Here is a 22292-nt window from a genome sequence, read left to right as displayed (position 1 = left end):
CTATTTAGTGAAATTGTTTTTGTTGTTTAAAATAGTATTTAAGGAGGCGTATATGTGTAACAAGTTTCTCAGCTCGTTTTTTATATCTATATTATTTTGCTTTAGTACTTATGCGATTGAAGCTAAAGATGTCACTACCGATCCAAACGATTTTTATCTTAAACTAGAACAGGCGCCGGACAGTTTGCTGTTGTTACCTCCACCACCAGCCTTTAATAGTGTCGATTTTTTAAAAGATAAAGCCATGTATGATTGGGGAAAATCGATGCGTAATACTGAACGGGGCAAACAAGCTTATCTTGATGCTGATTCGAGTAAAGATAATGTTACCAAGCAATTTTCTCCCGCTTTTGGGTATGAAATTTCGATTAGTAATTCACCAGAAATTTATAAACTTATTACCACAATGAAAGAAGATGCCGGTGATCTTGCTACCCGCTCTGCAAAACAGCATTATAATCGAATCAGGCCATTTTCATTTTTTAATGAACCAACTTGCCGACCTGAGGACGAAAAAACACTATCCACTAATGGTTCATATCCTTCAGGTCACACTACAATGGGATTTGCTATAGCTTTGGTCTTAGCTGAGATCAACCCTGCGCGTCAAAATCAAATTTTGAAACGAGGTTATGACATTGGCGAAAGTCGTGTTATCTGTGGTTATCATTGGCAAAGTGATGTGGATGCTGCAAAAGTGATGGCAGCAGCGGTTGTTGCCCAATTACATACTAATTCAGCATTTATCGCACAATTAGCCAAAGCAAAAGCTGAGTTGAAAAAATTTAAGTAATTATAGATTTAATTACTCTATATTCAATAACCACAGATTTAGTAATCACAGAGCAATAATGTAGAACTTGCCAACTTAATTATATTGGTTGTTAAATCTTAACAACCAATATAGATCTGCACTATAAAGTTTTAAACGAAATATCAGGTAAAATGGTTTCGCCTTGCCAATAAAGTTGGCTAGCGACTTGGGCTGCAATTTTATAGTATAATTGGGTGAATTCGCTATCAGGATGGTTAATAACCGTCGGTTTACCAGAATCTAAATCTTGGCGTAATAGACGGTGCAGGGGAATTTGGCCAAGTAATTGAGTTTGGTATTTTTCAGCCAAATGTTTTGCGCCATCCTCACCAAAAATCGCTTCATGATGTCCACAATTTTCACAGATATGATAACTCATGTTTTCAATAATCCCCAGAGTTGGGATATTAACTTTGTTATACATAATGATTCCTTTTTTAGCATCAATTAATGCGATATCTTGCGGAGTAGTTACAATAACTGTTGCTGTGACAGGAACGTTTTGGGCAAGCGTTAATTGAATATCTCCTGTTCCTGGTGGCATATCCATAACCAAATAATCAAGCTCTGGCCAAAGCGTATCTTCTAAAATCTGACACAATGCTTTACTAGCCATTGGTCCTCGCCACACCATCGCGCCGTCAGCATCAACTAAATAACCGATAGAATTACTAGCAAGGCCATAGGCCATAATCGGAGACATATGTTTATTATCTGGCGTTAATGGTTGCTCTTTTTCGGTACCAAGCATGGTTGGAATGGACGGTCCATAAATATCCGCATCTAATATCCCAACTTTTGCACCTTGCTTTTGTAATGCTAAAGCTAAATTGACCGCTGTTGATGATTTACCAACACCACCTTTACCGGAACTCACTGCAATAATATTTTTAACATTCTTAATAGGATGATGATTATTTGCTCGCTTTAATGTGGCAATATTATATTGAATATTCCAATTAACCTTGTCAACACCGTCTAATTGAAGCAATTGGGGGGTAACTGTAGCTTTAAGGTCTTCAAAGCCGGTCTGCCAAGCAAAAGGCATAACTAAGCTTATTAGCAGTTGGTGATCTATCAGCTCACATTGAGTCACTGCGCCTAGTTCAATCAAGTTTTTTTGTAATGTTGGATGATTAAAATTCTCAAGAATTATCTTTGCTTGCATGGAAATTTGCCTTGATTATTGCTATAAATTATTTATTTTACTTCAATTTGTAATAGATATTATCAATATCTTTAATGGATAATAAATGACAAAATTACCTTTTTCGTTCAACAATCAGATATAACAGCTATAAGATTGATTGACTATATAAAGAAATTTAATCAAATTATGGCATAAATCTAGCGATAATCACACGATTGATGTACTATTTCTGCCATTATGTAATTAAAGGTAATAATTCAACATGACAACTCAACGCAAAATATTAGTGACTTGTGCGCTCCCTTATGCAAATGGTTCAATTCACTTAGGTCATATGCTTGAACATATTCAAGCTGATGTATGGGTACGCTATCAACGTATGCGCGGTAATGAGATCTATTTTATTTGTGCCGATGATGCGCATGGAACGCCGATTATGCTCAAAGCTCAGCAATTAGGGGTCACACCTGAGGAGATGATTGCTGAAGTCAAAATCGAACATCAACGCGATTTTGCCGGATTTAACATTAGTTTTGATAACTATCACTCAACCCATAGTCCTGAAAATCGTCAAATATCAGAACAAATTTATAAACGTTTAAAAGCGAATGGTTATATTAAAACTAAGGTTATTTCACAACTGTTTGACCCCGAAAAACAGATGTTTTTACCAGATCGTTTTGTAAAAGGTACTTGCCCTCGTTGTAAAGCACCAGACCAATATGGCGATAATTGTGAGGTATGTAGCGCGACTTATAATCCTACTGATCTTATTGATCCTAAATCAGTCGTATCAGGCGCAACCCCGATTTTGAAACAATCCGAGCATTTCTTCTTTGATTTACCTGAGTTTGCCACGATGTTACAAACGTGGATACGTTCAGGCACATTACAAGAACAAGTTGCTAATAAGATGCAAGAATGGTTTGAAGCAGGTCTACAACCGTGGGATATCAGCCGTGATGCCCCTTATTTTGGTTTTGAAATTCCAGACGCACCGGGTAAATATTTTTATGTTTGGTTAGATGCACCGATTGGTTATATGGGATCTTTCCTTAACTATTGCAACAAAAATAATAAAACGATTTTTGATGAGTTCTGGAATAAAGATTCAACGACCGAGCTTTATCATTTTATTGGTAAAGATATTGTTTATTTCCATAGTTTGTTTTGGCCAGCAATGCTAGATGGTAGTGAACATCGCAAACCATCAAATATTTTTGTACACGGTTATGTAACCGTTGATGGCGCTAAAATGTCAAAATCTCGTGGTACTTTTATTCAAGCAAGTACCTATCTAAAACATCTGGATCCAGATTGTTTACGTTACTATTATGCCGCTAAATTGTCACCACATATTGATGATATTGACCTTAATCTTGAAGATTTTGTTCAACGAGTTAATAGTGATTTGGTTAATAAAGTGGTTAATATTGCATCGCGTTCGGCTGGATTTATTAGTAAAAGATTCGACGGCAAATTATCTGATAATATTGCTGCACCAGAACTTTACGCCTTATTTGTGGAAAAATCGCAAGTTATTGCTGATGCTTTTGAAAAACGAGAGTCAGGTAAAGCGGTACGTGAAATTATGGCTTTAGCTGACGAAGCTAACCGCTACATTGATGAAAAAGCGCCGTGGATGGTTGCTAAACAGGAAGGGCAAGATCAGCAATTACAAGATATTTGTTCAATGGGTATTCATCTATTCCGCATTTTAATGACCTATTTAAAACCTATCGTTCCGGCATTAGCTGAACGTAGTGAAGCATTTTTAAATAGTCAATTAGAATGGCATACAATTGATAAAGCCTTAACAGGTCATAATATTAACAGTTTTAAAGCATTATTTAACCGAATTGATATGGACAAAATTACTGCCATGATTGAAGAAACTAAACAGCAAGCAGCATCAGGCACATCTGTAAAAGAAAAATTAGCCGAACCAATAGCTGAAACCATAAATTTTGATGATTTTGCTAAAGTTGATATGCGCGTTGCCTTAATCAAAGACGCTAGTTTTGTTGAAGGCTCGGATAAATTATTGCAATTAACGCTAGATATTGGCGATGAAACCCGAAACGTCTTTTCCGGTATCAAACAATACTACCCAGATCCGCAAGTATTAATCGGGCGTTTAACCATTATGATTGCTAACTTAGCTCCGCGAAAAATGCGTTTTGGTATTTCAGAAGGTATGGTGCTTTGTGCTAGCGGTAAAGATGACAATGAAGGTGTTTATCTATTATCACCTGATAGTGGTGCTAAACCAGGTATGCGTATCTCTTAACGCGCTTTTCTTAATCCTTAAAAAGGGCATCTTAATAAAGCTGATATGTTAAGATGCCTATAAGAAAAGAAGATGAAAATATTCAAAAAACTCTATAATAGCAAAGATTAATAACAAATAGTAACTATGTAACAAGAACAGAATAAAACTTACATCTGCAAATAAATAAGTAAATCTTTGCCGATTTTATTGAATAAACTTTCCTTAATGGTTAACTCAACCACCTAAAAAAACATCAAATAATTTACAATCCAAGTCTCCTTAATTCGATTTAGCCAACATCCAAAAAATAATACTTATCTAACAACTGATTAATAGTGGATATATATTCACTGGAACTGTTAAAAAACAGAAGATTCAGTTGCGAAAATTATCTTAATGAATTTGGTAAAAATGTAATTATGACTTGATAGTCCTCTTAATTTTGAGATCTAAAAAGTTTAGACATTCTCATCTTTAGGTATTTTTGTTTAGGAAAGTTAACAGTTAAGCGAAGAAAATAGGTTGTGGAGATTTTTTTCGATCTTTATACTATCCTAATATTCCTAATATTTTAAAGGAAGTTAGCGGCTATAGTTTAGTCGCCCAAAGTCATAAAATATAAATTAAACATAGAGTTATTTGACAGGATCGTCAGAATGGAGTATAATTTCCACCCCCTAACATGGACAACCTATAATTTAAATTCAGCTAAGTTAAGTTTACAACCTTTATTTTTCACTCCAATTTATTTTTTATTAAAATTTTGCGGAATCGTGCGAGTTTTATCACGATCGTTAGATCGTTGTGTTTTATTTCAGCAGATCTTTTTAGGATTACTATTTGGTTTATTGTTAATAACTTCCCATTCTAGCCTTGCCTTAACCTCTAAAACTACGAATATAATTAATGGCAATGCGCCTTATTTAACCTTCGATGGTGGTCGTACCCATGCGAAAAACACCAAAAGTTTGCTCGAGATATCCCTTTCTGATGGTAGCGCATTCACTCCCTCATCCGGTAATACAAAAAGCAATCCTATCGTTTTACCTGTCGCAGGTCAGAGTTTTGCGGATATTCATATGTTGGTACCAACGAACACAGATTCTATTGCATTAAGTTCACTTATTGGTCCTCCTTATAATTTTTGGCGGGATGATGATGGTGATGGTCAGGGGATTGATGGTATTACTACTACCGGTAGTTTAAGCTTATCCATTGTAGATAGAAATTATCAAACAGTTGCTCGCGATACGAAGTTAGAGATATGTAAAGCACCTTATAAATTAACCTTATCTACTACTAGTGGTTCATTAAAAACACGTTATGGTGTGCCTAATGAAAGTCATTTTAGTGCGAGTAAGGTCTCTTATTATATTAATCCTAAGCCAGTACCAGTGATTTGTTTTGTTAGACCTGCCATGAGTGATAGTTTTTCAGCAGGTAAATATGCAGGTCCAGCTTCCATATGGAACTCTCGTAATGGTTTTCTTCCCCAGTCAGTTACGCCATCGTCTTATGATTCAAATTTCCCTACTACGGGAGCTAATGGTTTATATTTTGATTTAGATATAGGTGGTGTAGCTCAACCTTTAACGTGGAAGGCGGTTTCAGCTAATGGTGATATTAAGGCAACGATGACCAATTCAAAACGGGATAGTGTTCGGATCACATTAACTGGCCCAGTCGCGAAAGACTCGCAATGGAGTTTAGATAACCCGGGTAATATCGATAAACCTTCTTTGCCTCAGGTAATTGAGTTAGTCGGTCTTGACAGTAATAATAATGAAGTCCTTAAGTATGGTTTTGTGTTAAAGCAGTGGTTTGTGAATCGCGGTGATAAAAAGTACACTCATGCTAGTATGTCATCTTGGTGTACTAATATTGGTTATCGTTTATCTAAGGTTAAGGATTTAACTAATGCTAATTATAATAATTTAGGTGCTACACCTTCGTCATCAGGCAATCATTTTCAGCGTACCATTGGAGCCGGGTTCTTCTCAGAGTGGCCCAGACCCGTTTCTTACAAGGGTGCCAACTTCGTCCACTATTACTATTGGGCGAGTGATCCAACGAATTTGCGCGTTGTAGCGCATACAGGTCAAGTGTCGAAGTTTACGGCGACTAACGGAAGCTTTCACGGGGTTTGCGTCTATCCTTAGCGCTTATTTCTTAGTCCTTGGGTAAAGGCTCTGAGGATAGGAAAAATCGAGTTAGTTAGCTATAGAATAATTGCCTTTTAAAGATAATGGGTTAACGAAGTGAGCGATAAAAAGCGATTTATAAACGTTAGCATGAACCATCCGCTCTAATCGGGCGGATTTATTTTTGAGGAAAGGTGTTTTTTGGTGAAAATTTTTAATCAATAAACATCGGCTGACGGTATAGGGTTTTTGACTATTTTTATAAAAAGATATCCTATTTTATAAATTGCAAAATGAATGTAATTAACAACAACTTTTTATTACCCCTTTATTTAAAAAATGACTATATTGGCGAAGTTGTTTGAACTTATTAACTCTATATTATTCCTAAATTAATACAGATTGCTGGTCTAGGTTACCTGATTATTTCTACAAAAAGATAATCTATTTTATTAAATACATAATGACTGTAGTCAACAAAAATCTGTTATAGCTTTTTATGCAAAATAGTTGCTGTAAAGGGATAATATTCCGATTATTTAACCTAGATCCATAGAATAAATTGTACCCCCTAAATTCAGTTATATGAATGAGTTAGACATTCCAATCTTTTAGTAAACTCTTTACGAAAGTTAACAATAAAAAATAAAAAAATGTTGCATCGCATTTTTCCAGTCACTATACTTTTTTAACCGTTTAATGTAAACGGTTAAAATCCAATTAGTGTTGTAAAATTGGAAATAAATCAAAATATTACTTAATGGATTGTCGAGATGTATTCTAATATTAAACAAGCAGCATGGACAACCTATAATTTAACTTGGTCAGCGATAAGGATATGCTCACAACCTCTGTTTTTTACAATAATTTGTTTTTTATCGAAGTTCCGTGGAATTACGAGAGTTTTATCGCAATCTCGGCATCATTCTTTTTTATTACGGCGGATCTTTTTAGGGGGATCATTTGTCTTGTCGCTAATAATTTCCTATTCTAGCCAAGCATTAACTTCTAAAACTTCAAATATCATTCATGGTAATGCGCCTTATCTAACCTTTGACGGTGGTATCACACATGCAACAAATACTGACGCTCTACTCGGGATATCCCTTTCGAATGGAGATAAATTTACCCCTACAAGAAATAATTCAAGTTTTGAAAGCCCAATTACGTTACCTGAACTTGATCAGAGTTTTGCAGATATTGGTATGTTGATACCAACTGATAAAAATTCAATCGAATTAAATTCTCTTATTGCACCACCCTATAATTATTGGGGGGATGATGATGGTGATGGTCAAGGGGTTAATGGTATAACAGCTACAGGTAGTTTAAGGTTATCTATTGTTGATAAAAATAATCAAGTCGTTACCCGTAATGAGGTACTGTCTATTTGTAACGCTCCTTATAAACTAACGTTATCTAATACTAACGGTACATTAAAGACAAGTTATGGCGTTCCTAATGAAAGTCGTTTTAATGCGAGTAGTGCAACCTACTATATTAATCCTAAAGCAGCGCCAGTGATTTGTTTTGCAAAACCTAACTTGAATAACGGTATTGGTTATCATGCCGGCCCTGCTACAATATGGGACTCTAGGAATGGCTTTCTTCGCCAGTCTAGTACACCTTCATCTTATGATTCGAACTTTCCAACTACTGGCGCTAATGGTTTATATTTTGATTTAGATATAGGCGGTAGTAATCAAGTGTTAAATTGGGAACCAGTCTCTCTCGGTGGTATAACGGCTACTATGACGCCTTCAACCAATAATAGTGTTCGTGTCACTCTAACAGGCCCGGTCGCTGTCGAATCGCAATGGAGTATAGATAATCCGGGTAATCTTCTTATCCCCTCTTTGCCTCAGGTATTTGAGTTAGTTGGTCGTGATAGTCGGGGTAGTGCCGTCGTCAAATACGGTTTTAAGTTAAAACAATGGTTTGTCAACCGTGGTTCTGATAGGTACGACTATTCTAATACATCATCTTGGTGTGCCAATATTGGATATCGTATAACTGAAGTTAGCGATTTAACTAATGCCTCTTGTCAAGGAGCTGGTTCGGGTCCTAGCTGTGAAGGTGCTGTTGGTGCTACACCTTCGTCACCTCATAATTATTATCAGCGTCAAATTGGTGCGGGGTTCTTTACGGAGTGGGGCTCAGTGAGCGATTACTATAATACCGATTTTATCAACCATTATTATTGGGCAAAAGTTGTAACGAATAGTAGCCAGTTTATTGTTGACTCGGACTCGGGTTTAATAGCTCAAAGTATTTCCGACTTTTACGGGCTTTGCGTCTATCCTTAACGTTAATTTCTTGGTGCTTTTTTGCGAGGTAAACAGCTGTAAATAGGAAAAATAACCTTAGGAGACTAAAGAAAAAGGCAATAGCACTAATGTATTCAGCGATAAAAAGCGATTTTGTGAAGTTAACGAGAAGCATCCGCTCTAATTGGGGCGGATTTATTTTTGCGGAATGGTGCTTTTTTCGGTAAATATTATTAAACAATAGACATCAATTTACGGTATAGACTGCTTAATTATTTTTACAAAATTTAATCTATTTCATAAGGCGACAATAAATCTATTTAACGACAATCGTGTATTGCTGTTCATTAGAAATAGCTGCTGTATTGGTGATGTGCTTTGGTATATTTAATTTCAATAGCATTAAATATGCCGTTATCATTTAATTTAATGGTATAAAAAATTTTGATATTTAAGCTTTTTAGTAAGTTCTTTACGAAAGTTAACAATTAAAATAAAAAAAATGTTGCTTCGTGTTTTTTCTGTCACTATACTTTTTTAACCGTTTAATGTAAACGGTTAAAAATTAAGTAACAAGCGTAAAACTAAAAATAAATCAACATATTAATTGACAGGATTGTCTAAATGGATTATAATGTTAAACACGCAACACGCAACACGCAACATGGACAACCTATAATTTAACTTCGCTAAAATTAAGTTCCTATCGTTCATCTTTTACCAGAGTTTGTTTTTTACCGAAATTACACAAAATTCCGCGAATTTTATCGCGATCCTTGTGTCGTCTCTTTTTAGCGTTTGGGCTAATAGCTTCCTATACTTGTCACGCTTTAACGTCTAAAACCTCAAATATAATTAACGGTAATGCGCCTTTCTTAACCTTTGATGGAGGTCGCACCCGTTTGACTAATACTGAAGGTCTACTCGGGATATCCTTTTCGAATGGAGATAAATTTACCCCTACAAGAAATAATTCAAGTTTTGAAAGCCCTATTACGTTACCTGAACCTGATCAGAGTTTTGCAGATATTGGTATGTTGATACCAACTGATAAAAATTTAATCGAATTAAATTCTCTTATTGCATCACCCTATAATTATTGGGGGGATGATGATGGTGATGGTCAAGGGGTTAATGGTATAACGGCTACGGGTAGTTTAAGGTTATCTATTGTTGATAAAAATAATCAAGTCGTTAGCCGAAATGAAGTGCTGTCTATTTGTAAAGCACCTTATAAACTAACGTTATCTAATACTAACGGTACATTAAAGACAAGTTATGGTGCACCTAATGAAAGTCGTTTTAGTGCCAGTAATGTCACTTATTATATTAATCCTAAGGCAACGTCAGTAATTTGTTTTGCTAAACCTAGCTTGACTTATGGTACAGGTGATTATGCCGGCCCTGCTACAATATGGGACTCTAGTAAGGGTTTTCTTCCCCAGTCTAGTACACCTTCTTCTTATGGTTTGAATTTCCCAACTACTGGCGCTAATGGTTTATATTTTGATTTAGATATAGGCGGTAGTAATCAAGTGTTAAATTGGCAACCAGTCTCTCATGGTGGCGTTACGGCTACTATGACATATTCAACAAATACCAGTGTTCGTGTCACCCTAACTGGTCCTGCCGTTACAGACTCTTGGCAATGGAGTTCTAATAATCCACGTAGTATCGATAGGCCATCTTTGCCACAGGTATTTGAGTTAGTTGGTCGTGATAGTCGGGGTAATGTCATCGTCAAGTATGGTTTTGTGTTAAAGCAGTGGTTTGTCAACCGTGGTACTGAATATTCAAGTTATCCTAGTACATTAGCTTGGTGTACAAAAATTGGTGGTTATCGTCTGTCTAAGGTTAAGGATTTAACTAACGCGACTTGTCGGGGAGTTAATTCAGATTCTCGCTGTCTTGGAGCTGTTGGTGCTACACCCTCGTCACCTAATAATAAATACCAGCGGCAAATTGGTGCAGGGTTCTTCACAGAGTGGGGAGACATGTCCAATTATCCCAGTGCCAACTTTAACGCCTTCCCCTACAATCATTTTTGGACGAGCGATGCTACGGGTAGTAACCAATTTATCGTTAGTTCTTACCATGGCTATGTGACTCGCAGTGTTGTGAACGACTATGGGCTTTGCGTCTATCCTTAGTTATTATTTATTAGCTCTTAATTCATCTGGTAAGGAAGCAGGGATTAGGAAAAAGAGAGTTTGTTTGCTAAAGAATAATAGCTTTACAAAGGCAATAGTGTTGACGAAGTGAGTAGTAAAAAGTCATTTTGTGGCATTAACAAAAAAATGCGCGACCTACAATATCAAAAGTGGTGGCGCAGAGAGTTAAATATTAATGGAGTATATAAAATGAATCTTGAAGACACACTATTATTAAGTAAAAAAGTTAACTTTATTGCTGAAGGTCGTTTTTTAACTCTATAATCAATCGTTAAATGTCGTTAAGTAGTTAATAGGGTTTAATTTAAAAGCGACAGCTTAATATACAAATAAATCGCCCAGATTATTACAAGTTGGGGTAGATTATTTAGCATCTTCGTAGTTAGCTAACAACTGAAAAGTGTTATGTGTGTTTGGCAGGGTTATTCTGAAACAAATAATCGCTAATGTGTTTGGACTGAACCAGTGAAAAAGCAAGTCATACCGTGGCGATTTTGCTAGAGCACCGCAAGTGTCTGCAAAGTGGGTTCGCGCAAACCCAGTTAGTGGGTTATCTACGCTTTAAATGTAATCTTGAAAGGATAGAACCACAAAAGCGTAAAACGTTGGTTGACCCATGAAAAAAAATTATGCATAAAAAGTAAGGAATGGGGAACAAGCCCCAAAATCCTTTTAATCATCACTGTTTAACTGTTTATTTCTGATTTTCTGCGGGGTTTCCTGAATAAGGAAATATACTATCTTTTAAAGTGAAGGAGAAATCCTTCGTGCTAATCTCTCCAATAATTTTATCGCTATCATAAAGTGCTAATAAAAACTCGGCCATTTGCTCGGCAGAATGATATTTGGCAAAGCTCTTATCATAATCATATTCATCAACATTATTGGCTTTTTTTCCAAATTCAGTTTGGGTTGCGGCCGGAGCTAGAACTTTGGCTCGTAACTGAGCTTTAGCTTGTATAAGTTCTTGCGCTAATCCTTCAGTAAAGGCATTAACGTAAAATTTGGTTGCGCAATATGTGACTGCATTGGGAACGATAGTATATCCCCCCCTTGATGAAATATTGATAAGTTGCGTATCTGAATGGTTCTGGTATTTACGCACATAGAGCGTTGATAGAATGGTTAATGCTTCAATGTTGAGATGCAGCATGGATTCTATTTTATTTAAATCTTGCTCACCAACACTACCATAATGGCCAAAACCAGCGTTATTGATCCAAGTTTCAATAAAATATGGCTCTAAATCTGTAAAAAGTGAATGAACACTGCTAGAGGAAGACAAGTCACATATTTTTATAATGACATCTAATTGTGGATTAAAATCGGCAATTTTTTGTTTTAGTAGCGTTAACTGCTCTTGCCGTCTAGCAATAATAATTAATGGTTTGTTACGTTTGGCAAATGCGATTGCCGTTGCATAACCAATGCCAGAGCTTGCGCCAGTAATGACTGTATATCTTAAATCTGTTTTGTTCATTTTCTAATTACCTTTAAAATTGTTGTTTGAATTTCAATAAATCACAATATTAATTGAGACTGTTCATAAATCATAAAGCAATTCGTCTCCGTTCTCAGCCTTAGCTAATACTTGTTTAATTGTTCAAAATTAACTGGAACGCAATAAGCAGATTTAGTACGCTCAAAGCGCCAACTATCGGATAACTTTTCTATATCAACATAATCAAATCCGACTTGATCAATTAGCTCATATCCTGTTGCTTTCATCAAATCATCATTACCTATAGCGGAGAGTGCTCTTTGATTGGTTTTATCATTGGTTTTTTGCACCTTTGAAAATTTTTTTCACAAAAATAGTGTTAGATATTTTAACTATGTTTGAATTACAAAGATGTTTGCCGGCTAATTTAATGATAATAGTTTGATAGCTATCTAATAATTCCATATATTCATCATGATTAAGATAGTCATTGATTGCATCAAACACGATCCGATTATTGAGAAGCATCGTTGGCAATTGTTAATAATTGATAACTGATAGTTGGGATAGGACCAAAAATGATATAACTTAAATCAATTATCTCTTCTTGACTGCCAATTTCAAATCTATACCGCTTGCTATACTAAATAATGTTTTTTCTCTTGTGAACTGCATAACCTGATTTGATATTTAGTCTGGATAAATAATTTAGCGCAAGCCTAATCAACTAACTTCGTCGCTACAATGCCAATTTTTTAATCTAGTCATTCCGTTGTAATAGATAAATTTGTTATATTATTATCTTAAAATAAAAGATGATAAATGGTATCAAAATTGAATTATTAACAACTAAGGGTTGGTAATATGGATCTATTAAGAAGTATGGAAGCTTTCGTGTTGACAGTGAAAACCGGCTCATTTGTCGCGTCAGCAACCTCATTAAATACATCTCCACAAATGATCGCCAAATATGTGGTATTTTTAGAAGATTATTTAGGCTTAAAGTTATTGAATCGAACAACAAGATCGCAAAGGTTAACCGAGTTTGGTAAACAATATTATGAAAGATGTGTGTTCATCTTGAGTGAAGTTAAAAACACCAAAGCGTTAGCACAACAATTTTGTCAAGAGCCAAAAGGAAGATTAAGAATTAGTGCGCCTGTGAGTTATGGTCAATTCAATTTGCTTCCTGTTATAAGTCGTTTTATGAAATGTTACCCTAAATTGAATATCGATATTCAATTAAGTGATCGTTATGTTGATCTAGTGAAAGATGATTTTGATGCGGTATTTCGAATCGGTACATTAAACGATTCCGGTTTAATTGCTCGTAAACTTAATAATTTACAGCTTATTTTCGCGGCATCACCAAGTTATTTAGCTAAGTATGGAGTGCCATCTGTACCGAATGATTTAAAAAATCATCAATGCTTAATTTATCAATATGCCAATCCTACCAAAAAAGACAATTTCTGGCCTTTTACTGTAAATGATGAGTTAATTAATATTGCTATTACTGGGGCATTTCAAAGTAATAATACTTCAATATTAGCAGTAGCTGCAATTGAAGGTTTAGGCATCACGATGTTACCAGAATCAGTGTTGAATGAATATATTAAACAAAGTAAATTGATCACGGTGCTTCAGGATTTTTTACCACCACCAAGAGAAGTTCATTTGCTTTATAAAGCTGATAAACAGCAACTTCCTAAACTTAAGATGTTTATTGAGTTTATCACTAATTCAATGTGATAAATAAAAAGTTTTTTTAGTTTTAAATTAGTTTAAAAATTCAGATTTGCCTTATTTAGATATTCAATAAAGTCAACAATAACAAAAAAGGCGATAAAACCGCCTTTTTATATGAGAGATTCTAAAATAATCAGAATTACTGATTATTTTATGGTAGCTAAAGTGCTAACTTCTTTACCTAGCATATTATTTAAATAAATTAAATCATCTGCCGTTAAAGTACCAACAGAATACTTCAATTGTAATAGACTGGTTAAATAACCATATTTTGCGTCAGATAAATTTCGTTTTGAACTATAAAGTTGAGTTGTTGCATTAAGTACATCAACGATAGTTCGAGTACCTACTTGATAACCAGAAGATGTAGCTTCTAATGAACTTTGTGCAGAAACCACCGCTTGTTGATAAGCCTTAATTGCACTGATTGAAGATGAGATATTGTTATAAGACGAACGAACTTGATTAATTACACTGCGATTAGTACTTTCAAGCTTTTCACTGAAACTAACAAAATTTTGTTGTGCTTGTTGCACTTGAGATACAGTAGCTCCGCCAGAGAATAGTGGTAAACTTACACTAACGCCAATCCTATTATCGCCAGAATATCTTTTACCAGCAGCATGCCGTTCATAATTAACATTACCATAACTATCCGCTTTATTCAGATTGGTTGATGCTTCTAAACTAGCGGTAGGCATGAAACCAGAATAAGCCATTTTAATTTGATCTCGAGCAATCTCTTGATTTAACTTCATTGTTAATAAGTTAAGGTTAGTTTTTTCAGATTGTTTTAGTAAAGTGGTGATTTGGGTTGGCTCTTGCGTTTTAAACGTGTTGGTATCAACACTAGCTAAGTTAGAGTAAAAACGACCACTTACTTGGCGTAATGCTTCAAGGGCGTTATTCAGATCATTCAACGCATTAACCTGTTGCGCTACGGTTAAATCATAATTTGCTTGTGCATTTTGTACGTCAGTTATTGCAACTAAACCAACTTTGTGTTGCTGACGAGTTTGATCTAATTGACGACCAATTGCTTTTTTTTGTGCATCAATAAAGCTTAATGCATCAAGACATTTAAGTACGTTAAAGTAAGCTACGGAAGTATTTAGAATTAACGTTTGACCTTGATATTGATAAGAAATATCAGCAATAGTTGCTTGTTTTTTACTAATATCTAAGGCTTTCCAATTGGAAAAATTAAAAATACTTTGTGATAGGGCAACCTGATATAAGTTACCGCTTTTAGTATTGATCCCGCGAGTATCCCGACGTCCATGTGTTACACCATAAGAAGCACTAAGGCCAACTTGCGGAAGTAAGCTTGCACGAGAACCTGAAATAGCTGAGTAAGCTTTATCTTTTTCAGCCAATGAACTGCGAAGATCTGGGTTAGTATCTTTTGCTTGTTCATAAACCTGAACTAAGTTTTCAGCAAAAACAGATTGACTTAATGCTAAGCCAATTAAAAAAGTTAAAGTTTTTTTCATCAATCTTCTCTTTAAAAGCAATAAAATAGAATAATATTTCCAATTGCATAATTTTAACAGATAATTAGCATATAGAAAGTATCCTAATTCGTGATTCGCACTTTTTAATAAAATTTAGCCCAAAATCGAGAAACTGATATGAAATATAAACCTACACCAATAGTTTTTAACAAAAAAGATGTTTTTAATTTAACTAAACGAATTTTATATAAAGGCTTTTTTTCATTATATGAATATCGTTTTCAATACCGTAAATTTGATGGTTCGGTTAGCGATGCTGTCACTCGAGAAATTTTAGATCGTGGTCATGCGGTGGTCCTGTTAGCATATGATGATAAACGTGATGAAGTGGTTCTAATTGAACAAATTCGGATAGCCGCGATTGATACACAAGATACTCCGTGGATGCTAGAACTTATCGCTGGAATGATGGATCATGATAATGAATCAAGCGAAGAAGTGGCAAAACGAGAAGCGATGGAAGAAGCGGGCATTATAGTTGGACAATGTAAGCCAATTATTAGTTATTTAGCTTCACCCGGTGGTTTAACCGAGCAATTGCATATTTTGGTTGGTCAAGTTGATTCTTCGACAGCAAGAGGAGTACATGGTCTGGCTGAAGAAAACGAAGATATTAAGGTTCATGTGGTAAGTCGTGAGCAAGCATACCAATGGGTGGAAGAAGGAATAATTAACAATGCAGCATCAATTATCGCCTTGCAATGGTTACAACTTAACCATCAATCATTAAAGGATGAATGGAAATAAGCTATTTTTGTTAAAAAGAAAATTATTTCTTTCCTAAAGATAGAATTTATTTTACAATTTGATATAACATCATGATTTAAAAATAAAATTATGATGTTGATCACAATATCAATTCTATTGCTGAAATAATTTCATTTAATAACTAATAGAGGTAAATTTTGGAGTCACTTTTAACGCTTCAAATACAAAATAAGCATTGTGCAAAAATTTTGCATATTACTGATACACATCTGTTTTCTGATAATGCTGGCTCATTATTAGGCGTTAAGTCGAATGCGAGTTTTTTATCGGTTATTAATGAAATTAAGCATGCTAATAAGCAGTATGATTTAATTGTGGCCACTGGAGATTTTGTGCAAGATGGTTCGAAAAAATCCTATGTGCGTTTTGCTGAGCAGATCAAGCAATTTGATACACCATGTGTCTGGTTAGCTGGTAACCATGATAACTTTAGTTATATGCAAGAAGTGTTTTCAAATTACCAGTTGGTGGAAAATAAAGCAATATTACTTGGCGAGAATTGGCTAATATTGTTGTTAAATAGCCAAGTAGTTGGTCAAGCTTATGGTATGTTATCTGAAAAGGAATTGCAGTTTCTTGAAGAGACATTGTTAGTTCATGCAGATAAAAACGCACTGCTATTTTTACATCATCATCCTATTAATTCGGGGTGCCATTGGTTAGATGAGCATATTTTGAAAAATAGTGATCAACTTGAGAAGATCATTAAAAAATTTCCGGCAATTAAAGGTCTAGGTTGGGGACATATTCACCAACAACAAGATCATATCTGGCATAATTGTCATGCGTTTTCAACACCTTCTACCTGTTTTCAATTTAAGCCTAATTGCTATGATTTTCAATTATCTAATGAGGATGCTCCAGGTTGGCGGGAAATTATTCTTGATGAAGATGGAACGCTAAAATCTAGTGTTTTTCGTATTGCAGATAACCGATTTTTACCGGATATTTCGCAAAAAGGTTATTAACTTTAACTTATTCAAACTTAAGCATAATTTATCGGTCTGATTGGTATTTTGACTTTTTGAGTTAATCGATTAGAGTAAAGGCGCAAAAAAGTAGAATAATCGTTCAACAACGCGTTGCCAGATTGGTCGTTTTTTCCATTTTGCTATAGCAATTTTATCTGATTGTGATAAATATTGTTCCAATAATGCAGATAATGATTTGGCAAACTGTGCATCATCAATTACCGTAGTAATTTCAAAATTTAGCCATAAACTCCGCATATCTAAATTAACCGTACCAACCAAACTAAGTTGATTATCGATTAGTACGCTTTTGGTATGTAGTAAATTATCATTGAACTGATAAAGCTTAACGCCACCGTTTAATAATTCTGAAAAGAAGGCTCGACTAGCCCATTTAACCATTAACGAATCATTCTTTTTAGGCACGATGATGATAACTTCAACTCCTCGCTGAGCCGCGGTACATACAGCATGTAAAATATCATCACTTGGCACTAAATAAGGCGTTGTGAAAATAATTTGTTCTTGAGCAGAGTAAATTGCAGTTAATAATACTTGATGTATCATATTTTCGGTATAACCCGGACCAGAAGCAATAAGTTGCATAATGTGTTTTTCTTCTTCCGGAGGCTCTGCAAAATCGGTAATCTGAGGAAGGGCTAAATATTTACCTGTTTCAAGTTCCCAATCACTGGCATATATAGCACCCATTAAGGTGGTTACTGGACCACACATTCTGATCATTATGTCAACCCATTCACCAACATGCTTATTTTGTTTAAAGAATCGAGGGTCAACTATATTCATGCTACCGGTATATGAGATATAGTTATCGATAATGGCGACTTTGCGGTGTTGACGTAAATCAAGACGTCTAAACATGAATCTTAATAGATTCACCTGTAACGCTTCAACGATAACAATACCAGCATCACGCATTCTTTGGCAGGCCTTTGAGCGAATAAAATGTCGACTACCGGCTGAGTCAATCATTAAACGACAAATGACACCTCGCTGCGTGGCTTGAATAAGTGCTTGTTCAACATCATCAGCTTTACCACCTTCATTCCAGATGTAAAAAACCATTTCTATATTCGATTTGGCTTGGTTGATATCAGCAATTAATCGATCGAAAATGGCATCAGTATTACTTAACAATTCAATGTGGTTTCCTCTGATTCCATCAAGACCAGTTTGATGTTTACAAAGTTGAAAAATGGGTTTACTTACTTGACTAACTTTAGTAGTAAATATGTCAGGAAATGCACTTATTCTGTTAATAAATTTGCTTATAGTAGGACGCATTTTTTGCGCACGTTTCGCTCTTTGTTGGCCAAGGTGAGCTTCGCCAAGTGCAAAATAGAGGATGACACCAATAATCGGTAAAATATAAATAACTAACATCCATGCAATGACGTAAGTGGTTGGTCGTCTTTTAAAGACAATACGTAACGTGGTCGATACAATAAGCAACCAGTAAACAAGAAAAATTAATGTACTTACTAATGCATGAAATGAAGTAAATTGCATATTTATCAGCTATAACTTAAATTTAGTTTACTAATAGGGTCTTTAGTACAGTCATAATTTTGGAATATTTCTGGTAACGGTTTCGGATTATTATGTTTATCGACTGAAACATAGGTAAATGTTGCATCGGTAATACAGAAGCGTTGCATCATATTGTCAGCATCTGTTATTTTTTTTATCCAGACTTCGATTCCGATAGTAATCGATGTTTTACCAGTTTTTATACAATGTGCATAACAACAAACTACATCCCCTACCATTGCCGGTTTATAGAAGGTGATACTACTTGCATTAACGGTTACCACTCTTCTCTTGGCAATTTCTTTCGCCAAAATACCTCCGGCTAAATCCATTTGAGACATGATCCAGCCACCAAAAATATGTCCATGAGGATTAGTGTCTGCCGGCATGGCTAAAGTTCGTAAAACCAATTGTCCTTTTGGGTTATTTTCGTTTTGTGTCATGTTAAAAATACTCCTACTTATATAATTTTATCCGTTTTCAGTCGTTTTATTCATATGACGATAAATATAAATTCCAGAAATCAAAGACATTACTAATGATGCACCCGGTAAAATAAATACCTTAAAGATCCAGAAAAAATCACTTGATGCATAATATATTGCAACTAAACTGAAGGAACCGCAAATAATAAAAAAAACTATCCATATCAAATTCAGTTTATTCCAAATAGCTATATCAAGCTGTATTTCTTTACCTAACATTTTTTGTAGTAAGTTTTTTTTGAAACCGAACTGACTAATAGCTAACGCAGCAGCGAATAAGAAATTTATAATGGTCACTTTCCATTTAATAATATCTTGATTTTGTGTATAAAGTGTCACTCCACCAAAAATCATTATCATCATATAAGATATCAGTTCAACTTTATCAAGTTTTTTATACAAAACAAGAATGATCAAAAATGATACTGTTGAAGCAATCATTAATGCTTTAACACCGACAAAAATATCGTAAAATGTTAAAAATATAAAAAAGACGATAAGTGGAATAAAATTTAAAAGCTGCTTCATTTAATTATTAACCTGAAAGATGAAAGTAAGTATTCGTATTACCGATAAGTAAAAAGCCTATGATATAGGCTTATTTTTTTGTATGAAGTTCTGGATGAGCTTTACAGTTACCTGATTTACAATGTCCATAAAGATATAAACTATGAAAGGTTAAGGTAACACCATATTGTTCTGCGATTTCTTTCTGACGTTGATTAATAATTTCATCACGGAATTCAAAAACTTCACCACAATCTAAACAAATTAAATGGTCATGATGTTTTTGTGAGGCAAGTTCGAAAACCGCTCTTCCTCCTTCAAAATTATGACGAGTCACAATACCCGCGTCATCAAATTGATTTAATACACGATAAACCGTAGCAAGACCAATTTCTTCACCCATATCAATTAATTTCTTATAAAGATCTTCGACAGTAATGTGTTGGCATGAAGGGTCTCGCAATAATTCTAAAATTTTTAAACGAGGTAACGTAACCTTTAAGCCGGCACTTTTGAGCGCTGCATTATTATCTTTATCATGATTTGTCATATTACATTCCAGTTTAGTTAATTAGTTAATCATATTATAAAAATATGAACGGAAAATAAAATAAATCACTTCAATAGATCAAATATTCATTTCGCTTTTTACTTGATTTACCCAATTATTAATACGTTCTTCTGTTAATTCAGGTTGACGATCTTCATCGATGGCTAAACCGACAAAATGGTTGTCATCAATTAAACTTTTAGAAGCTTCAAAGCTGTAACCTTCTGTTGACCAATGACCAACAATTTTAGCGCCTTTAGGTTCAATAATATCGCGGAGAGTTCCCATGGCATCACAAAAATACTCAGCATAATCTTCTTGGTCACCACAACCAAAAATTGCTACTGTTTTTCCATTGAAATCAACTTGTTCTAGATTAGGAAAAAAATCATCCCAATCAGCTTGAGATTCACCATAGTACCAAGTCGGAATACCAAAAAATAAAAAATCATATTTTTCAATATGTTCTTTTGTTGTTTTTGCGATATCAAAAAGATCAGCTTTATCTGTACCTAAAATTTGTTGGATTTGTTTAGCTACATTTTCTGTATTACCGGTGTCACTACCAAAAAAAATTCCAACTTGTGCCATATTTTTACCTTTACTGTTTTTACAATATAAATATATGTTTTGAGTATATCACTGTCGGTAGTTATCAGCAATAATTCTCAATTACTATAAACATAAGTAATTATTTACTACACAATTTTTTCTACTTGCATTAAAATTAGCCACTATTTTGTGGCAATCGAAGTATCGGGATTTATTTATGAACCTGCATGAGTATCAATCAAAACTCCTTTTTAAACAATATAATTTGCCTGTACCGGAAGGTTACGTCTGTAATTCAATTGATGAAATACAAGATACATTATCTCAACTTTCATCCCAATCTAATGCTTGGGTAGCAAAATGCCAAGTACATGCGGGCGGTCGTGGTAAATCAGGTGGTGTAATTTGCACTAAAGATTTTAATGAAATAAAACTATTTGCTGAAAAATGGTTGGGTCAGTATTTGGTGACTTACCAAACAACGGCTAAAGGCCAACCAGTTAATAAAATTTTAATTGAAAAAGCCTCTAATATCGCCAAAGAACTTTATTTAGGTGCAGTCGTCGATCGTAGTAGCAAGCGTATTGTGATTATGGCATCAACCGAAGGTGGTGTTGAAATTGAGAAGGTTGCTGAACAATCACCAGATTTAATTCATAAAATATCGCTTGATCCTTTAACTGGACCATGCGGTTATCAAGGTCGTGAGCTAGCATTTAAACTTGGCTTAAGCGGTAAATTAGTCAATCAATTCGCTAAATTATTCGTTAATTTTGCTAATCTTTTTATTGAAAAAGATGTTTCTTTAGCAGAAGTAAACCCGCTAGTTATTACTGATTCACAAGAGTTAATCTGTTTAGATGCTAAAGTTGTGTTAGATGATAATGCTATGTTTAGACATTCTGATTTAGTCATATTAAGAGATACCACACAGGAGGACGAACGCGAATCGATTGCCGCTAAACAAGGTATTAGTTATGTTTCTTTAGACGGTAACATAGGTTGTATGGTTAATGGTGCCGGCCTTGCTATGGCTACCATGGATATGATTAAACTTTATGGCGGTGAGCCAGCTAATTTCTTAGATGTTGGCGGTGGTACAACTAAAGAACGCGTTGCCGAAGCTTTCAAGTTGATACTTTCAGATAAAAATGTAAAAGCAATATTAGTCAATATTTTTGGTGGTATTGTTCGTTGCGATCTTATTGCCAATGGTATTATTGATGCAATTAAGGAAATAGGTTTGACAGTTCCTGTTGTTGTACGCCTTGAAGGTAATAATGCTGAACTAGCAAGAGAAATTTTAGCTAAAAGTAAATTGAATGTTATTACCGCGAAAAGTTTGGTCGATGCAGCTCAACAGATCGTCAGTGTTGCACAATAATAGAA

General features: G+C 34.8%; 19 protein-coding genes. 10 read left to right on the top strand and 9 right to left on the bottom strand.

The window, feature by feature from the left end:
- The first annotated feature begins 52 nt into the window (after positions 1-52).
- Complete coding sequence (locus AC5LXV_RS14560) at positions 53-793, top strand: acid phosphatase (RefSeq protein WP_493451953.1); 741 nt, start codon at positions 53-55, stop codon at positions 791-793.
- 121 nt (positions 794-914) lie between these two features.
- On the opposite strand, the gene apbC is transcribed toward AC5LXV_RS14560, so the two are convergent.
- Complete coding sequence (gene apbC, locus AC5LXV_RS14555) at positions 915-1982, bottom strand: iron-sulfur cluster carrier protein ApbC (protein ID WP_110432774.1); 1068 nt, start codon at positions 1980-1982, stop codon at positions 915-917.
- A gap of 244 nt (positions 1983-2226) precedes the next feature.
- Here apbC and metG point away from each other — a divergent pair, with 244 nt between their 5' ends.
- The 5 genes from metG (at position 2227) to AC5LXV_RS14530 (ending at position 11079) form a co-directional block, all read left to right on the top strand.
- On the top strand, positions 2227-4254 hold the full coding sequence (gene metG, locus AC5LXV_RS14550) for a methionine--tRNA ligase (RefSeq protein WP_493466871.1): 2028 nt from the start codon (positions 2227-2229) through the stop codon (positions 4252-4254).
- 638 nt (positions 4255-4892) lie between these two features.
- The gene (locus AC5LXV_RS14545; RefSeq protein ID WP_493466870.1) at positions 4893-6395 is read left to right on the top strand and encodes a hypothetical protein; all 1503 of its coding nucleotides are present in this window, start codon (positions 4893-4895) and stop codon (positions 6393-6395) included.
- A gap of 950 nt (positions 6396-7345) precedes the next feature.
- The gene (locus AC5LXV_RS14540) at positions 7346-8683 is read left to right on the top strand and encodes a hypothetical protein (protein ID WP_493466869.1); all 1338 of its coding nucleotides are present in this window, start codon (positions 7346-7348) and stop codon (positions 8681-8683) included.
- 737 nt (positions 8684-9420) lie between these two features.
- On the top strand, positions 9421-10794 hold the full coding sequence (locus tag AC5LXV_RS14535) for a hypothetical protein (protein ID WP_493466868.1): 1374 nt from the start codon (positions 9421-9423) through the stop codon (positions 10792-10794).
- 108 nt (positions 10795-10902) lie between these two features.
- Positions 10903-11079: a hypothetical protein gene (locus tag AC5LXV_RS14530; protein ID WP_493445271.1), complete on the top strand. Its 177-nt coding sequence runs from the start codon at positions 10903-10905 to the stop codon at positions 11077-11079.
- A 430-nt stretch (positions 11080-11509) separates the two neighbouring features.
- Here the strand turns inward: AC5LXV_RS14530 and AC5LXV_RS14525 are convergent, their stop codons facing one another.
- Together AC5LXV_RS14525 and AC5LXV_RS14520 are read right to left on the bottom strand one after the other, a co-directional pair.
- A complete protein-coding gene (locus AC5LXV_RS14525) occupies positions 11510-12295 on the bottom strand; it encodes an SDR family NAD(P)-dependent oxidoreductase (protein WP_493466867.1) in 786 nt (261 codons plus the stop codon).
- A 104-nt stretch (positions 12296-12399) separates the two neighbouring features.
- On the bottom strand, positions 12400-12606 hold the full coding sequence (locus AC5LXV_RS14520) for a hypothetical protein (protein WP_493466866.1): 207 nt from the start codon (positions 12604-12606) through the stop codon (positions 12400-12402).
- Between the two features lie 514 nt (positions 12607-13120).
- Between AC5LXV_RS14520 and AC5LXV_RS14515 the strand changes: the two genes are divergently transcribed.
- Entirely contained in the window at positions 13121-14008 is an 888-nt protein-coding gene (locus AC5LXV_RS14515) for a LysR family transcriptional regulator (RefSeq protein WP_493466865.1), read from the top strand.
- A gap of 143 nt (positions 14009-14151) precedes the next feature.
- On the opposite strand, the gene tolC is transcribed toward AC5LXV_RS14515, so the two are convergent.
- Entirely contained in the window at positions 14152-15498 is a 1347-nt protein-coding gene (gene tolC / locus AC5LXV_RS14510) for an outer membrane channel protein TolC (RefSeq protein ID WP_493466864.1), read from the bottom strand.
- Between the two features lie 138 nt (positions 15499-15636).
- Here tolC and nudF point away from each other — a divergent pair, with 138 nt between their 5' ends.
- Positions 15637-16266, top strand: coding sequence for an ADP-ribose diphosphatase (gene nudF, locus AC5LXV_RS14505; protein ID WP_493445267.1), 630 nt, complete (start codon positions 15637-15639; stop codon positions 16264-16266).
- 158 nt (positions 16267-16424) lie between these two features.
- A complete protein-coding gene (gene cpdA / locus AC5LXV_RS14500) occupies positions 16425-17255 on the top strand; it encodes a 3',5'-cyclic-AMP phosphodiesterase (RefSeq protein ID WP_493466863.1) in 831 nt (276 codons plus the stop codon).
- A 69-nt stretch (positions 17256-17324) separates the two neighbouring features.
- Here cpdA and cls read toward each other — a convergent pair whose 3' ends face one another.
- From cls to fldA, 5 genes are all read right to left on the bottom strand, one after another.
- Positions 17325-18788, bottom strand: a complete 1464-nt coding sequence (gene cls / locus AC5LXV_RS14495) for a cardiolipin synthase (protein WP_110422769.1) — start codon at positions 18786-18788, stop codon at positions 17325-17327.
- A 5-nt stretch (positions 18789-18793) separates the two neighbouring features.
- Positions 18794-19252, bottom strand: a complete 459-nt coding sequence (yciA, locus tag AC5LXV_RS14490) for an acyl-CoA thioester hydrolase YciA (RefSeq protein ID WP_034884025.1) — start codon at positions 19250-19252, stop codon at positions 18794-18796.
- A gap of 27 nt (positions 19253-19279) precedes the next feature.
- Positions 19280-19822 carry an inner membrane-spanning protein YciB gene (locus AC5LXV_RS14485; RefSeq protein ID WP_493466862.1) on the bottom strand — a complete coding sequence of 181 codons (543 nt, stop codon included), beginning with the start codon at positions 19820-19822 and terminating at the stop codon, positions 19280-19282.
- Positions 19823-19892: 70 nt separating this feature from the next.
- Positions 19893-20351, bottom strand: a complete 459-nt coding sequence (gene fur, locus AC5LXV_RS14480; protein ID WP_034884029.1) for a ferric iron uptake transcriptional regulator — start codon at positions 20349-20351, stop codon at positions 19893-19895.
- A gap of 78 nt (positions 20352-20429) precedes the next feature.
- On the bottom strand, positions 20430-20942 hold the full coding sequence (gene fldA, locus AC5LXV_RS14475) for a flavodoxin FldA (RefSeq protein WP_034884030.1): 513 nt from the start codon (positions 20940-20942) through the stop codon (positions 20430-20432).
- Between the two features lie 178 nt (positions 20943-21120).
- On the opposite strand from fldA, the gene sucC reads away from it, so the two are divergent.
- Positions 21121-22287 (top strand): ADP-forming succinate--CoA ligase subunit beta, encoded by a 1167-nt coding sequence (gene sucC, locus AC5LXV_RS14470; protein WP_493466861.1) that lies wholly within the window; start codon positions 21121-21123, stop codon positions 22285-22287.
- The last annotated feature ends 5 nt before the right edge of the window (positions 22288-22292 follow it).

The sequence above is a fragment of the Gilliamella sp. LMG 34359 genome (assembly GCF_984569085.1).
The sequence above is the reverse complement of the archived record's forward strand: the minus strand, read 5'-3'. Positions and strand labels throughout refer to the sequence as shown.